Genomic DNA, 13,016 nt, shown 5'->3' with positions numbered 1-13,016 from the left:
CGAAAAGCGGAAAATGAAGTTGATGAAAGAAATGGAATGAAAACCTCAAAGCGCAATACAATATGCAGCTTCTTGACCGCCAAGGAAAAAACTCAAAAGCAAGTTATTGGCTTTTCCTGATGTTTTTTCCTCTTTTGCAAGTGGCATGCGGCAGTCCATCGAAGTTTTTTCCGCTGGCTGAACGCTGTTCCTAATATTCAACATGCTTCGCATATTCGCTCTTCTGCTGGTTTACTTTTTCACATCTTTTGCTCGCCCTTACTTTGTGCTTGCTCAACTCTTAATTCACATTTTTTGGGCACAAACAGCTTTATGCAGTCGGTTCCTTCCAATTTCAACAGCTGGATTTTTCGCTCAACACCACCCGCATAACCGATCAGGCTGCCGCTGGCACCCACCACACGGTGGCACGGGATGATGAGCGAAATGGGGTTATGTCCCACGGCTCCGCCCACCGCCTGGGCGGACAGGCGCGCCGTGCCATGCTTTGCCGCAAGCCGGGCGGCCAGCGTGCCGTATGTTGTCGTTTGCCCGTATGGGATTTGCAGCAGCAGCGCCCACACTTCCTGCCGGAAGTCTGACCCGATGGGGTGCAGCGGCGGCATAAAATCCGGCATTTTTCCGCTGAAATACACATCCAGCCAGCGCTTTGCTTCGGTCAAGGGCGGGGTTTCGCGCTCCGTGCTCTGCGGGGCCAGGCCCGCCGCATAATACTTTGCGCGGTCAAACCACAAGCCGGTCAGGCCCACTTCATCCGCTGCCAGCAGAATTTCCCCCAAGGGGGACTGATAATGCGCGGTGAACATCATAGCATCTACCCTTTCTGTTATACTTTTGATGTTTTCTCCGTGTGGGAACCAGCGGGTGCTGCCTTTTTGGCCGGGGCTTTCTTTTTGGGGGCATAATCCTTCAACCCCGGCACCGCGCCGCCCGCGGCGGCCCACAGGTAAAGGCTCGCCACGCTGCAATAAGGGCTGAACCGCCTGCGGTACTTTTCAAACAGTTTGCGGTCAATTTTACGGTGATGGTACACCATGCGCAGCCCGCGCTGGATGGCAAGGTCATCATAGCTGAACACATCGGGCCTCTGCATGCAGAAAAGCAAAATCATCTCCGCTGTCCATACACCAATGCCTTTCAGGGCACTTAACTCCCGGATCACTTCCTCATCCGGCTTCTGCCAGATGCCCTCCAAATCAAACTCACCGTTCTGGATTTTTCGTGCAAAGTCCGTGATGTACTCTGCCTTGCGGCAGCTGATGCCAAGCAGCTGTAATTGCTCGTTCCCTGCTTCCAGAATATGCTCGGCATCCACCGTGCCAAGGGCACCCCGCATGCGCTGCCAGATGGTAGCCTGCGCCTTGGTGGAAATCTGCTGCCCCACAATATGGTGCACCACGGCAGAAAACAGGTCTGTATCCACCTCGCGATTCACCCGGCCCACCTGGGCAATCACCGCCCCAAGTTTTTCATCTTTGCCGCTCAGGTATTCCGTTTCTTCCTGCCCGTATTGAAAGTACATGGTCTTTCCTTTCCTGTGTTCTTTTCGTGTTCTGTGTGTTGGTTTCTGCGTTTATCCTGCCATCATTATACCATGCTTTGCGTGGTTTGGGCATCGGCGGCGAAAGCGTATTTTTTTATCTCCACTTTCCCCCGATACAACAGCCAGCCGCCCCACCGTGGAACATTCCCACAGGCAGGGCAGCTGGCTGCTTTTATTTTTTGTTTGTTTATGGGTTCAATGCGCGGTGGATCAACACGCGCAGGTTTTGTATGGGCGTTAGCGCGTCCGGGTGCTTGGAAACATAGCACAGCCCTATCAGCCCACCCGCCGCAGCGGAAAGCAGAGCCAGATCACAGTAATCATCCGGCAGGGCGGGGTTGATCTCCCCTTTTTGCCGCAGGGCTGCCATGGTTCTGTGCAGCACCCCACGCAGGGCTTGCACACACTCGTCCATACCGCGGAGGTTCTCCCGTGCGCCAATACTGGAAGCGATCACCTGATAGGTTCCCATCCGGTTGCCGGAAAGATCCTGCAGGTAGGCCATCACGGCGTCCTCCAGCTCTTGCAGGGTGGTGCATGGCTCCATCAATACGGCAATGCGGGCAATCTCGGTATCAAAGCAGTACAGGGCCATTCCCTGCAGGATCTCATCCTTGGAGGCAAAGTATTCATACACGGTGCCCTTGCCGATTCCGGCTTCGTCCGCGATCTGCTGCACCTTCATGGCGGCGGGGTTTACCCCCTTGGCAATCAGGCGCAAGGCGGCTTCGTACAGGGCGGTTTCGCGTTCTTTGCGGATATCTGGTGTCATTGTGGCGTCCCCTCCCCGTTTTCGGTATCGGGTTTACCGGGCAGCTTTAAGTGGCGGTGCTCGGCGGTATCCGGTGTTTCGGGTTCCGGCTGGTTCTTGCCCTCTGCTGCGCGGCGGGCGGCAAATTCTGCGGCAAACTCGGCCGCATCATCGGGCAGGTCATCCATGCCGTCATCGCCCACATCAATGTTGACCGGCGGCTTGCGGTAGAAGAGGTCATACATCACCGGCACAATAAACAGGGTCATCAGCGTTGCATAGGAAAGGCCGCCCACAATAACAATGGCCATGCCTTTGCCCATCTCGCTGCCGGCATCCTTGCTGAAGATCATCGTTACCATTGCAAGCACGGTGGTCAGGGTCGTCATCAGGATGGGGCGCATACGGGTGCGGCCGGTTGCCACCAGGGCATCGGTGCGCTCCAGCCCGCCAATGCGCAGCTGGTTGGCGTAATCCACAAACACAATGCCGTTGTTGACCACCACGCCCATCAGCACAAGGAAGCCCATGAGCGAAATGACCGAAAGCTGTTCGCCGCCAATCATCAGGCCGATCATGCCGCCGGTAAAGGCCAGCGGAATGGTGAACAGCACAATGAAGGGGGAAAGCAGGCTTTGGAACTGCGCCACCATGACAAAATAGACAAACAACAGTGCCAGGGCCATCATTTTGGCCATCTGCTGGATCATCTCGGTCACCTGGGTGGTTTCACCGGCAATTTCAGCGGTGCAGCCATCTGGCAGGTCCAGTGCTTCCAGCTGGGGGCTCAGATCACGGGAGATCAGGGTGGTGTTGTAGCCTTCGGCGGTATCGCTGGTCACGCTGATCTTGCGGGAGCCGTTTTCGCGCGCAATGGTCGCATAGGCGTTGCCGTTGGTGCGGGAGGCAAACTCGCCCAGGGTATGGGTCTCGTTCACGGTGTTGCCGTCATCATCGGTGGTCGTTGTGATGAACTCCATCTGGAACAGATCGTCCAGGTTCGGGGTATCGGTCTTATCCACAATCGTCACATCATAGGTATCGCGGCCCACTTTCAGGGTGGTTGCGGTGGTATCGGTGCTGAGCTTTGCGGCGATCTGCTGGTACACCTGCGCCACCGTCAGGCCAAGGCGCATGGCTTTGTCCTTATCAATGACGATATGCACCTCCTCGTCGCCGGTTTCCTGCCCGTTGGAGACATTCTCGATGCCGTCCACGCTGTTCAGCAGGTCCATCACCTGCTGGCTGGCGGTGGTCAGGCTGTCCAGGTTCTGGCCGTAGATGTCCACCTCCACGCCGCTGCCAGACAATGCGCTCATATCCATGCTGCTGGCGCCGATGTCCACTTCGCAGTTCAGGTCAGCGGTGTCATCGGCGATCTGCTGCTGGATGGCCTTGCTGTTGCTGGCGCCCTCGTCAGTCAGCAGAACATAATAGGTAAAGCTGGTGTTGTCCGTGGTGCCCTCAGTGCCGGTCATCATCAGCATGCTGCTGGTGCTGTCGCTGCCGCCGGACATGGCGCCCACCGTTTCCACGCCGTCAATGTTGGTAATGGCGTCCATCACGGCGTCTGCGGTGGCAAAGGCATCCTCTTTTTCGGTATCCGCAGGCACCGTTACCGTAATCGAAAGCTGGTTGGAGCCCATATCCGGGATGAGCACCACGCCCATGGTGGCAATGCGCCAGACCGATACGGCCAGCAGCACGATCGCCAGTGTGAGCGGGATGGCCTTGCGCTTTAAGCAGAAGCGCAAGAGCTTTTCGTACCCATTCAGGAAACGGTCGAACCAGGGGTGCTTGATCTCTTTTTGCTTGCGCAGTACGGTGGAACCGGCGCAGGGCACCACGGTAAGGGCCACAATGAGGGATGCCAGCAGGCTGAACGTGATGGTCCATGCCATATCGGAAAGCAGCTCCAGCACCATGCCGGTGGTAAACACCATGGGCAGGAACACGCAGACCGTGGTCAGGGTGGAGGACACGATGGCCCCCGCCACCTGGCGTGCGCCCTGCACCGCAGCACGCGGGGCCGGAATGCCGCGCCCGCGCAGGCGGTAAATATTTTCGATGACAACGACCGAGTTATCCACCAGCATGCCAACGCCCAACCCCAAGCCGGACAGGCTGAGAATGTTCAGGGTAATGCCACTGAAATACATCATGACAATGGCAAACAGCACACTGAGCGGCATGCTGATGGCCACCACCAGCGTGGGGCGGATATCCTTTAAGAACAGAGCCAGCACGATGATGGCCAGCACAGCGCCTTCGATCAGGTTGGACATGACGCTGTTCACAATCAGCTTGATGTAATCGCCCTGATCCATGATGGTGGTCAGGTGCAGGCCGTCGTTTTCTGCCATCAGTTCTTTCATAGCAGCGGTGCTTGCGTTGGAGACAGACGAGGTGGAAGCCGTGGAGCTTTTATAGATTGAAAGCAGCACGGCGCGGTTTTTGCCCACCTTGGCGTAGCTGTCGTCCGCGTTATCGGTCAGCTCAATGTCCGCCACATCGGAAAGCCGCACATCGCCGATGCCGTCAATGCTGCACAGGACCATACTTTTCAGCTCATCCACATTGTCAAACGCATCGCCGACTTTTAAGATGTACTGGTTATCGTCCCCTTCCCCGCCGTCAATGTAACCGGCGGGCATAGAGAAGTTCTGCGCGGCGATCAGCTGCTTTAAGGTGTTCATGTTCAGCAGCTGGTCCAGATTGGCGCTTTTCAGCGCTTCCTCGCGGGCCGATTCATACTCTTCGCGGGCGGAGTCCAACTGGGTCTGGCCCGCTTCCAGCTGGGTGCGGCCGCTGCTGATCTGGAACTCGCCCAAACTGAGCTGGGCTTCGGTGCCGCTGAGCAGCAGCTGTACGGCCATATCGGCCAGTTGGGGGTCTGTCGGGTTGGCAGAAAGGCTTTCCAGCATCGATTGCAGCTTGCCGCGCTGATCGTTCAAATTGGCCAGCATGGCTTCGGCTTTGTCGATCTGGGTGTTCAGGGTGGTAATCGTCTGCTGTAGGGTTTGGCGCAGTTCCTCGGTGCTCTCGTTCAGGCTGGCTTCGGCTTCCTGCCGGGCTTTCAGCAGCACCGTTGCGTTCCGCAAGGCCGTCTGGGTGGTGGAAAGGGTGCTTTCATCACTCTTGTAACCATCCAGGGCTGCGCGCTGGCTGGTGGCAGTGTCCAGCTGGGTCTGTAAAGCCGCCTGTTCAGCTTTTTTGCTTTCGATTTCCGCGCGGATGGTATCCTGCTCTTCCGGGGCGGCGGTATCCAGCTGCTGTTCCAGCTGAACGATCTCGTTATCCTTCTGCTGCACCTGCACGGTCAGCGTCAGGATCTGGGCATCCAGCGCGGCGCAGGCATCGCTGACGCTCTGCCCGCCGGTCAGGACGGCAGCTTCGGTCTCAATGGCCTGCTGGGCGCGCTCAATGGAAGCCAGCATCGCGGCCATCTTGGTCAGGTCGCTCTTGGCTTCCTCCAAATTAGCGGGCATGGCATTTGCATCGTACTGGGGGTCATATTTTGCCAGAATCTCTTTGCAGGAAGCAAACAGTGCATCATCGATCGGCAGCGTCACTTCCGGCAGGCTGCTGGGGTCCACTTTCAGCTGGTTCAGCTTGCTCTGGGCGGTGTCCAGCTGGGTTTTCAGCCCCGCAATCTGCTCTTCCAGCTTGGGGATCTCCTCGTTCAGCTGGTCGATGGCATCCCGCAGCTGCTGGGTCAGGCTCTGCTTTTGGGTATTCAGCTGGGCTTTGCCGGAATCCAGCTGGCTCTGGGCACTGTCCAGCTCCGCCAGGCCATCCTTGATTTTGGCCTCGTTTTCGTCCAGCTGCTTTTTGGCTTCGGCCAGGCGGTCGCTCACCTTGACCAGCAGTTTGTCATTCACCTCGTCAATTTTGTCCTGGTCCAGCGTGATCTGCACTGATTTTTTGACAAGGCCGGTGGTGGAAACGCTGGCCACGCCGTCCACGCGCTCCAGCTGGGGTACGATCGTATCCTCCACATAGTCGGAAAGCTCGTAGATGTCCATCCCCTCATAGTCCACCGCAACATACTGGGTGGCCATCATATCGGGGCTCATCTCCATCAGCGTGGGGGTGCTGGCCATATCAGGCAGACTGTCCGAAAGCTGGTTCACGGCGGTGCTGGCCTTGACCATGGCGCTGTCCATGTCGGTGTCGTCCTGGTATTCCAGAATGACAAGGCTGTAGTTTTCGTTGCTCTGGCTGGTCACATTCTTTACACCATTCAGGGTGGAAAGGCTGTTTTCCAGCGGCTGGGTCACATCGCTTTCCACCTGTTCCGGGCTGGCACCGGGGTAGGTGGTAATGACCAGCAGGTAGGGCAGGTTCATATTGGGCAGCAGGTCTGTCTGCATGCCGGTCAGGCTTACAAAGCCCAGCACCACCACCAATATGACCGCCACAAGTACGGTAAATGGCTTTTTAACACTGTATTTTGGCATTTGTTTGTTCCCTTTGCCCGCACTTTGGGCGGGCCTATGTTGGCGGATGTGACCGACCGGCCGGGTTCAGGCTGCCCCAAAAGGAAGGAGCGCCGAAGCGCAGCGCAGCCGCCGTGTGGCGCCCCTTTTTAGGGGGAAACGGAGCTTTTTTAGTGCGCTTGACCGACCGGTCGGTCGGTTTTTCGTTGTTATTATAGCACCGCGGAAAATCATTGTAAAGAGGAGATAAAGATTCCGTCCGTGCGGTACAGTTTGCCGCAAAAGCGGCAAAAATCGCCGCCAGCCTTGCTTTTTCGGCCCCAATCATGTAAACTGTTCATCATAAGTTTACAGTTATACGGTGCAGCTGAAAAAACGAACATTCAGTCGGTTTCCTTGTTTTCCGCTGCACCCTGGGTAAGGAAGGGCGTTTTGCATGGGGATCGTTGTCATCGGCGCAGTTTTTGTTGATATCAAGGGGTACCCCCTTGCCACCTATATTCCGGGCGGGCGCAACGCCGGGCGGGTAGAACAGGTACACGGCGGTGTGTGCCGCAATGTGGCGGAGGATATCGCCAACGTGGAGCTGCGCCCCACCTTTGTAAGCCTGGTGGATGACACTGGCACAGGGCAGGATGTTATTGATAAACTGGCGCGCCACAAGGTGAACACCCGCTATATCCAGCGCGTGCCGGACGGCATGGGCACCTGGCTGGCTGTGTTCAATAATGAGGGCGATGTGGTGGCCGCCATCTCCAAGCGGCCGGACACCAATCCCCTGACCGACCTGCTGGCCGAAAAAGGCGATGAAATTTTTAAGGACTGCGATGGCATTGCCATTGAACTTGATCTGGAAAAAGACACTGTAAAGCAGGTCTTGTATTTTGCACAGAAATACCACAAAAAGGTATATGCCGCGGTTTCCAACATGAGCATTGCCATGGAGCGGCGTGACTTTTTGCAGCAAATCGACTGTTTTGTCTGCAACCAGCAGGAAGCGGGGATCCTCTTTTCTGACGAATACGACCATATGGGGCCGGAGGAAATGTGCCGCACACTGGCCGCTAATGTAGGCAGCGCCCGCATCCCCTGCATGGTTGTTACCATGGGGGACAAAGGCGCGGTGTATGCCTGCGCGGATGGCGAAAGTGGCATTGTACCCGCCAAAAAGGTAAACGTGATCGATACCACCGGCGCAGGCGATGCGTTCTTTGCCGGTACGGTCATTGGCCGCGCTTATGGCAAAACGATGGCGGAAGCCTGCGGCATTGGCAGCCGGCTGGCTGCTTCGGTCATCTGCACCGCCGAAAATGTCTGCCCGCGGTTCCGCCCGCAGGAGTTCGGGCTGGATGTTCCGGTTGTGGATTGAGCGCCGTTTCAGCAGGCCGGTCACAGCCGCCGGAGCGGTGCTTAAGCCGCAAGGCGGGAATTGTGCGGTGTTGCCCAAAGAATAAACAAGCCCCCGGCAAGTTTACAGCGTATGAACCGTGCTCCGCTGCCTGCCGGGGGCTTGCTTCATTCTATATCCCTGTTAAAATGTCAGCCGCATCTGGTTCCACGCCACATTGCCGTGGGTGGATTGGGAAACACCCTCGTTAACAAAGCCAAATTTGGCGTAATAGTGTACTAGTTTGTCTTTACAGGTCAGTACCAGACCCTTGCGGCCCTGCTGGCGGGCATCGGCAATGGCGCGGTTCAGCAGCTGGGCTGCCAGACCGTGTTTGCGGTACTCTGGCCGGGTCACCACGCCAAAAATCATCTGCCATGCGCCGGTTTCGCTGTGCAGAGCGGCATTTTCGTATAGATCATCGGTCAGATCGAGCTGGTCTGTCACCATGCCGTCCACAAAAGAAATCAGCGTTTCACCGTCAAACATCAGCCAAAAGTGTCCAGCATAAGCCTGCAGACGGTCCCTGAACTGCTGTTCCGGCGCGGCTTCCGCTGCGGGGAAGCAGAGGGCCTCCACCTCCGCCAGCGCGGCGGCATCGGCGGGGACTGCGGTGCGTATCAACATAAAAAACATCCACCTTTCGGGGAAAAATCGGGGGGGCGTTCCTGTGCCCCGTTCCGCCGGTCAATCCGGCCGGGCGCAAACGGCACGGCCCTTTGCTGTAAGCCATTATCCCATATCCCCGTCCAAATTGCAAGCGGGGTTTGACAGGCGTGTGCGGGAGCGGTATCCTTAAGGCAACACCGCACAATTCCCGCCTTGCGGCTTAAGCACCGCTCCGGCAGCTGCGGCACGGCATCTACGTTGCCAAAATACTCGATAATGTCGGGTTGCGGTACCCGCATCGTGCTTCGGGGGCAAAAGCCCCTCGCACTCTGCGACCGCTGCCCCTGCTTCGGTTCGCTGTTTCCGCCACTGGCGGCGCTCACCTTTGCAGCATCCAGTATTATCTGCGCTTTTGGCTTAGCAGCTGCCGTGCCTCGCTCGCCGTATCGGCACTTAGAATTATGCGGTATTGCCTTAAAGTGTAACGGATGACCGCCCCTGTAGGCAAAGGAGTGTATTGTATTATGACCTGCCGTGTTCTGCGTATTGATGAACAGTTGTATGGCTGTGAGGAGCTGCCTGCCGGGCAGCCGGTGCTGTGTGATGTTCTGCTGGCCGATGCCGCCGGTACCCAGCGGGTGCTTCCCTACCCCGATGAAGCCCTGACAGCCCAGAACATCCAGGAGGGCGATACCGTTGCCCTGCTGCCGGACGGCACGCTGAAAAAACTAAGGTGTATCTGACACCCTAGGGTAAGCCCGCACTTTGCAAAAGATTCACCGTAACTTTACATCGGTATGGTTGCAGCCCGCAGCCAAATGGCCTATGATTCTGCCGGAACAAACGGCAATTCAATGTTTTCCTCGTCCACAGGCGGGGTTTGGGTTGCGCTGGGGGGCGGGGTTTCTGTCGGTTCCTTCGTGTTGTCCGCCGGTTCGCCGTCACCATTTTCTGCGGGCGCGGCACTGGCGGTGGGCTGACCGGCGGCGTTCAGCACCGGTGTTTTTTTCGTTGCGGGCTTCTGGGTCGGCTTGGGGGCAGTTGTCTGCTGCGGGACAGTAGTTGCCGTGGGCTGCGGTTCAGCCGTCGCGGCGGGCTGCGGCGTGGGCTCTGCCGGGACGGCATCATTCGTTTCCGCCTGCCGGGTCGGCTCCGGGGTTGGCTGGGTACCTGCCTGCGGCCGGTGCAGTGCAAAGGCATCGGCAAGCACCACGGCAGCCACCACAACGGCCAGGACTATTTTTTTCTTCATTGCTGTTTTCCTTTTTATATTTGGGGGCGTTGCGGCATCAGCCTGCCACGCTGTAACGCTGTGCGGCGGTGGTCAGGTCATCCAGCGCGCGGAGCAGGTTCAGCAGCGGCAGCTGGCTTTCATCCACCGCTGCCAGCGCGCGGACCATATCGCCATAGCTGAACACCCCATAGCGCAGGATGCACAGGTCCGCCCCGTTTTGCCGCATGGCAACCACCGGCATGGCATCCGCGCGGCGGAACGCAATGGCCGGTGTAACGACATAATATACCTTTTTGCCGTCAAAGCGGGTGTTGGTATCCACGGGCTGCAATTCGGTTTCGGGCTCACCCGCGTTCCAGGCAAAAGTAAAAGTGCATTCCGCGCCGTCCGGCACCATAAAATAGTGGCGGATCTGGATAACGGGCTCCAGCAACAGGCTGCTGCCGTAATAATCATCGGTCTGGGTGCCGCTGCTTTCAAGCTGGTAGCTGCCCCAGTTGGCCGTGGAGTTTGGCTCCGCGGTGCCGGCTATCGCATCGGTCCGGTAGCCAAAGTACAGCTGCGCTTTGCCGCCATACACCAGCAGGGTGCCGGCCAGCTCCTTTGTCTGTTGGGGATAATCGTGTTCCAGCAGGTAGTTCAGGTAATCCTTTACGGTGTAAGTATAAACCGGGCCATATTTACCGTTTACCACCATCCGGGCTTCAATATCATCCGTCAGCTGTTTGGCGGCCACCTGGCAAGGGAAAGCGGTGCAGCTTTTGCCGTTTACTTCCACCTGCTTTGCATCTGCCACTGCCACCTGTGTTACGGTGGAATCCGGCAGGGTAAACTGCATGGCGGCATCCTGCGGGGTATCTTCCGGCAGGGTAACGTAAAAATAAATTGTGACTGTCTCCCCCAGGCTCAGGCTGTAGCCTTCCAGATGCTCGCCGGTCTGGGCGGTTTCCGGGGTGGCGGGATCCTGCGGCGGCGGAGTTGGCACGGCAGGGTCAGACCGGCCGGTTTCGGGGGTGCTCTGCGGCGGATCCGCCCAGGGGATATCCTCATCCGTTTCGCTCACCTGCGTCTGGATGCTGGCCGTATTTTCCTCTGCCAGCGCGGCGGCAGGCAGCGCGGCACACAGCACCACCGCCGCCAGCAAAACCAGCAGGCGCTGGGGCCAGCTTTTTTGTTTTGTATGGTTCAAACTCAAGGTGTTTCCTTCCTGTTTTTTGTTTTATCTTCTCTTTTTTATCCCGCTAAAGGCATCATCCCTGGTTTTTGGCCAGCAGCGCTGCTCCAATCACCCCGGCGCGGTAGCCGAGGGTGCAGGTGGTAATGCGGGTGTGCTTTTGGGCGTAAGCATTGCCAAAAACCATTGGTCCCACCGCGGCGCGCAGGGGAGCCAGCAGGTTTTCCCCCTGGTTGGCCACCCCGCCGGACAGACCGATCACTTCCGGGAAGAAGATGTTGATCATGTTGGCAACGCCCACCGCAAGGTAATGAATGTACTGTTCCACCACGGCTTTGCCTGCGACATCGCCCTGGGCGGCGGCATCAAAGGCGGTGCGGCCATTTACCCCGCCGCTTTGGGCGGCTATGCCATGCAGGGCGCTTTCGGGGTGGGCTGCCATGGCTTCTTTGGTCATGCGGATCAGGGCGGTGGCACTGGCCAGGCTTTCCAGGCAGCCGGGGCGGCCACAGGTGCAGCGCGGGGCATCCGGGGTGTCCAGAATGACCATGTGCCCCGGCTCCGCCGCTGCGCCGGTGTAACCGGTCAGCAGTTTGCCGCCCAGCACCACACCGCCGCCCACGCCGGTACCCAGCGTAATGATCACTGCGCTTTCGGCCCCTTTGGCGCAGCCCGCCAGTGCTTCGCCCAAAGCGGCGGCGTTGGCATCGTTGGCAAGAGCAACCGGCAGGCCGGTTTTGGCGCGCAGATAATCCCCCATGGCAAAATCATGCCAGCCCAGATTGTTGGAGTAGCGCACGAGGCCGCCATCCACCGTGCCGGGGCAGCCAACGCCAATGCCCGCTACCTGCTGGCCCTGTGCCAGCTGATTGCAGAGGGCTGCAATATCATCGCACACGGCCTCGGCCGGGCGCGGCAGTTTGGTGGGGGTGCTCGCTTCCTTTATAATAGCACCGTCTGCATCCACAAGCGCAGCTTTGATATTGGTTCCCCCAAGGTCCACACCCAGATAATACATAATTGCAGCCTCCTGTACATAACATTTTTTTCAGTGTAGCAGATTGCCCGCCCCGGCGCAAGAACTTGTAGACAAAAAAGCATCCAAAAGTAAACCCGGCACTACCCACTGCTCTTTGTCGGGTCGTGCCGGTTGGATTTTATTTTTTAGGCAATACCGCATAATTCTAAGTGCCGATACGGTGAGCGAGGTGCGGCAGATGCCAAGCCAAAAGCGCAGATAATACTTTGTGTATTATCGAGCATTTTGGCAACGCAGATGCCGTGCCGCAGCTGCCGGAGCGGTGCTTAAGCCGCAAGGCGGGAATTGTGCAGTGTTGCCTTTATTAGCGGCTGCTCATCCGTTCAGTTTGGCGTACTCTTCGTCGGTAACGGGCTCACACCATTCGTTGCTGCAATCTTCGCCGGGAACTTCCACAGCAATGTGGCTGAACCAGCTGTCGGCCTTGGCACCGTGCCAGTGCTTGACGTTGGCCGGGATGGTGATCACGGTGCCGGGGGGCAGGCTGACGGCGGGTTTGCCTTCTTCCTGGAATTGATAACGCCTTCTATATTTTCATATGAATACCACAGCAATAGTACAACAATAGCACAACACAAGCAGGATTTAAGGCAAAGAGCTGCAGGCAGTATGATGCGGGAATGATCAACCAGCAGGGTTCCGGCTGCTCCGGCGCGATGAGCGCATCGCGCCCTACAATCGGTCCAATGCCTTATCGCAGTATGTTAAGCATGTAGCCATCATATTTTTTCAAAATTCCTTATCGAAAAAACTGCCCGCACAACGGCTTATCATACCGTGTACGGGCAGTTGATTTATGGCAATACCGCATAATTCTAAGTGCCGATACGGCGAGCGAGG

The 13,016-nt window shown here is 57.5% G+C and carries 11 protein-coding genes and 1 pseudogene; 2 read left to right on the top strand and 10 right to left on the bottom strand.

What is annotated here, in order from left to right; genetic code table 11:
- Positions 1–239: 239 nt before the first annotated feature.
- The 5 genes from PG062_RS07950 to PG062_RS07930 all read right to left on the bottom strand — a co-directional run bounded on the left by PG062_RS07950 (position 240) and on the right by PG062_RS07930 (position 7,061).
- The gene (locus PG062_RS07950; protein ID WP_270751861.1) at positions 240–809 is read right to left on the bottom strand and encodes a methylated-DNA--[protein]-cysteine S-methyltransferase; all 570 of its coding nucleotides are present in this window, start codon (positions 807–809) and stop codon (positions 240–242) included.
- A gap of 17 nt (positions 810–826) precedes the next feature.
- Positions 827–1,522 (bottom strand): DNA-3-methyladenine glycosylase family protein, encoded by a 696-nt coding sequence (locus PG062_RS07945; protein WP_270751860.1) that lies wholly within the window; start codon positions 1,520–1,522, stop codon positions 827–829.
- Positions 1,523–1,730: 208 nt separating this feature from the next.
- On the bottom strand, positions 1,731–2,315 hold the full coding sequence (locus PG062_RS07940) for a TetR/AcrR family transcriptional regulator (protein WP_270751859.1): 585 nt from the start codon (positions 2,313–2,315) through the stop codon (positions 1,731–1,733).
- Positions 2,312–6,754, bottom strand: a complete 4,443-nt coding sequence (locus PG062_RS07935) for an efflux RND transporter permease subunit (protein ID WP_270751858.1) — start codon at positions 6,752–6,754, stop codon at positions 2,312–2,314. The genes PG062_RS07940 and PG062_RS07935 overlap by 4 nt, the downstream gene beginning before the upstream one ends.
- Positions 6,755–6,788: 34 nt before the next feature.
- Positions 6,789–7,061: a hypothetical protein gene (locus PG062_RS07930; protein WP_270751857.1), complete on the bottom strand. Its 273-nt coding sequence runs from the start codon at positions 7,059–7,061 to the stop codon at positions 6,789–6,791.
- A 108-nt stretch (positions 7,062–7,169) separates the two neighbouring features.
- On the opposite strand from PG062_RS07930, the gene PG062_RS07925 reads away from it, so the two are divergent.
- Positions 7,170–8,102: a carbohydrate kinase family protein gene (locus PG062_RS07925; RefSeq protein ID WP_114000865.1), complete on the top strand. Its 933-nt coding sequence runs from the start codon at positions 7,170–7,172 to the stop codon at positions 8,100–8,102.
- 162 nt (positions 8,103–8,264) lie between these two features.
- Here PG062_RS07925 and PG062_RS07920 read toward each other — a convergent pair whose 3' ends face one another.
- Entirely contained in the window at positions 8,265–8,747 is a 483-nt protein-coding gene (locus PG062_RS07920; RefSeq protein ID WP_270751856.1) for a GNAT family N-acetyltransferase, read from the bottom strand.
- A 506-nt stretch (positions 8,748–9,253) separates the two neighbouring features.
- Between PG062_RS07920 and PG062_RS07915 the strand changes: the two genes are divergently transcribed.
- Entirely contained in the window at positions 9,254–9,472 is a 219-nt protein-coding gene (locus PG062_RS07915; RefSeq protein WP_242979604.1) for a hypothetical protein, read from the top strand.
- An 80-nt stretch (positions 9,473–9,552) separates the two neighbouring features.
- Here the strand turns inward: PG062_RS07915 and PG062_RS07910 are convergent, their stop codons facing one another.
- The 4 genes and pseudogenes from PG062_RS07910 to PG062_RS07895 all read right to left on the bottom strand — a co-directional run.
- Positions 9,553–9,981 (bottom strand): hypothetical protein, encoded by a 429-nt coding sequence (locus PG062_RS07910; RefSeq protein WP_270751855.1) that lies wholly within the window; start codon positions 9,979–9,981, stop codon positions 9,553–9,555.
- A 37-nt stretch (positions 9,982–10,018) separates the two neighbouring features.
- Positions 10,019–11,152 carry a hypothetical protein gene (locus PG062_RS07905; RefSeq protein WP_270751854.1) on the bottom strand — a complete coding sequence of 378 codons (1,134 nt, stop codon included), beginning with the start codon at positions 11,150–11,152 and terminating at the stop codon, positions 10,019–10,021.
- Positions 11,153–11,213: 61 nt separating this feature from the next.
- Positions 11,214–12,155 carry an ROK family protein gene (locus PG062_RS07900; RefSeq protein WP_270751853.1) on the bottom strand — a complete coding sequence of 314 codons (942 nt, stop codon included), beginning with the start codon at positions 12,153–12,155 and terminating at the stop codon, positions 11,214–11,216.
- Between the two features lie 336 nt (positions 12,156–12,491).
- Positions 12,492–12,689: pseudogene (locus tag PG062_RS07895) on the bottom strand (cupin domain-containing protein); the annotation flags it as partial.
- Positions 12,690–13,016: the final 327 nt, after the last annotated feature.

The organism is Gemmiger qucibialis, assembly GCF_027689445.1.
Lineage (GTDB): Bacteria > Bacillota > Clostridia > Oscillospirales > Ruminococcaceae > Gemmiger > Gemmiger qucibialis.
This window is presented reverse-complemented; position numbering and strand designations above follow the sequence as displayed.

Excerpts from the sequence above, each read along its gene's own strand:
- PG062_RS07900 (WP_270751853.1), bottom strand. The coding sequence starts at position 12,155 with ATGTATTATCTGGGTGTGGACCTTGGGGGAACCAATATCAAAGCTGCG.
- PG062_RS07910 (WP_270751855.1), bottom strand. The coding sequence starts at position 9,981 with ATGAAGAAAAAAATAGTCCTGGCCGTTGTGGTGGCTGCCGTGGTGCTT.
- PG062_RS07950 (WP_270751861.1), bottom strand. The coding sequence starts at position 809 with ATGATGTTCACCGCGCATTATCAGTCCCCCTTGGGGGAAATTCTGCTG.
- PG062_RS07945 (WP_270751860.1), bottom strand. The coding sequence starts at position 1,522 with ATGTACTTTCAATACGGGCAGGAAGAAACGGAATACCTGAGCGGCAAA.
- PG062_RS07915 (WP_242979604.1), top strand. The coding sequence starts at position 9,254 with ATGACCTGCCGTGTTCTGCGTATTGATGAACAGTTGTATGGCTGTGAG.
- PG062_RS07935 (WP_270751858.1), bottom strand. The coding sequence starts at position 6,754 with ATGCCAAAATACAGTGTTAAAAAGCCATTTACCGTACTTGTGGCGGTC.
- PG062_RS07940 (WP_270751859.1), bottom strand. The coding sequence starts at position 2,315 with ATGACACCAGATATCCGCAAAGAACGCGAAACCGCCCTGTACGAAGCC.
- PG062_RS07925 (WP_114000865.1), top strand. The coding sequence starts at position 7,170 with ATGGGGATCGTTGTCATCGGCGCAGTTTTTGTTGATATCAAGGGGTAC.
- PG062_RS07930 (WP_270751857.1), bottom strand. The coding sequence starts at position 7,061 with ATGATTGGGGCCGAAAAAGCAAGGCTGGCGGCGATTTTTGCCGCTTTT.
- PG062_RS07920 (WP_270751856.1), bottom strand. The coding sequence starts at position 8,747 with ATGTTGATACGCACCGCAGTCCCCGCCGATGCCGCCGCGCTGGCGGAG.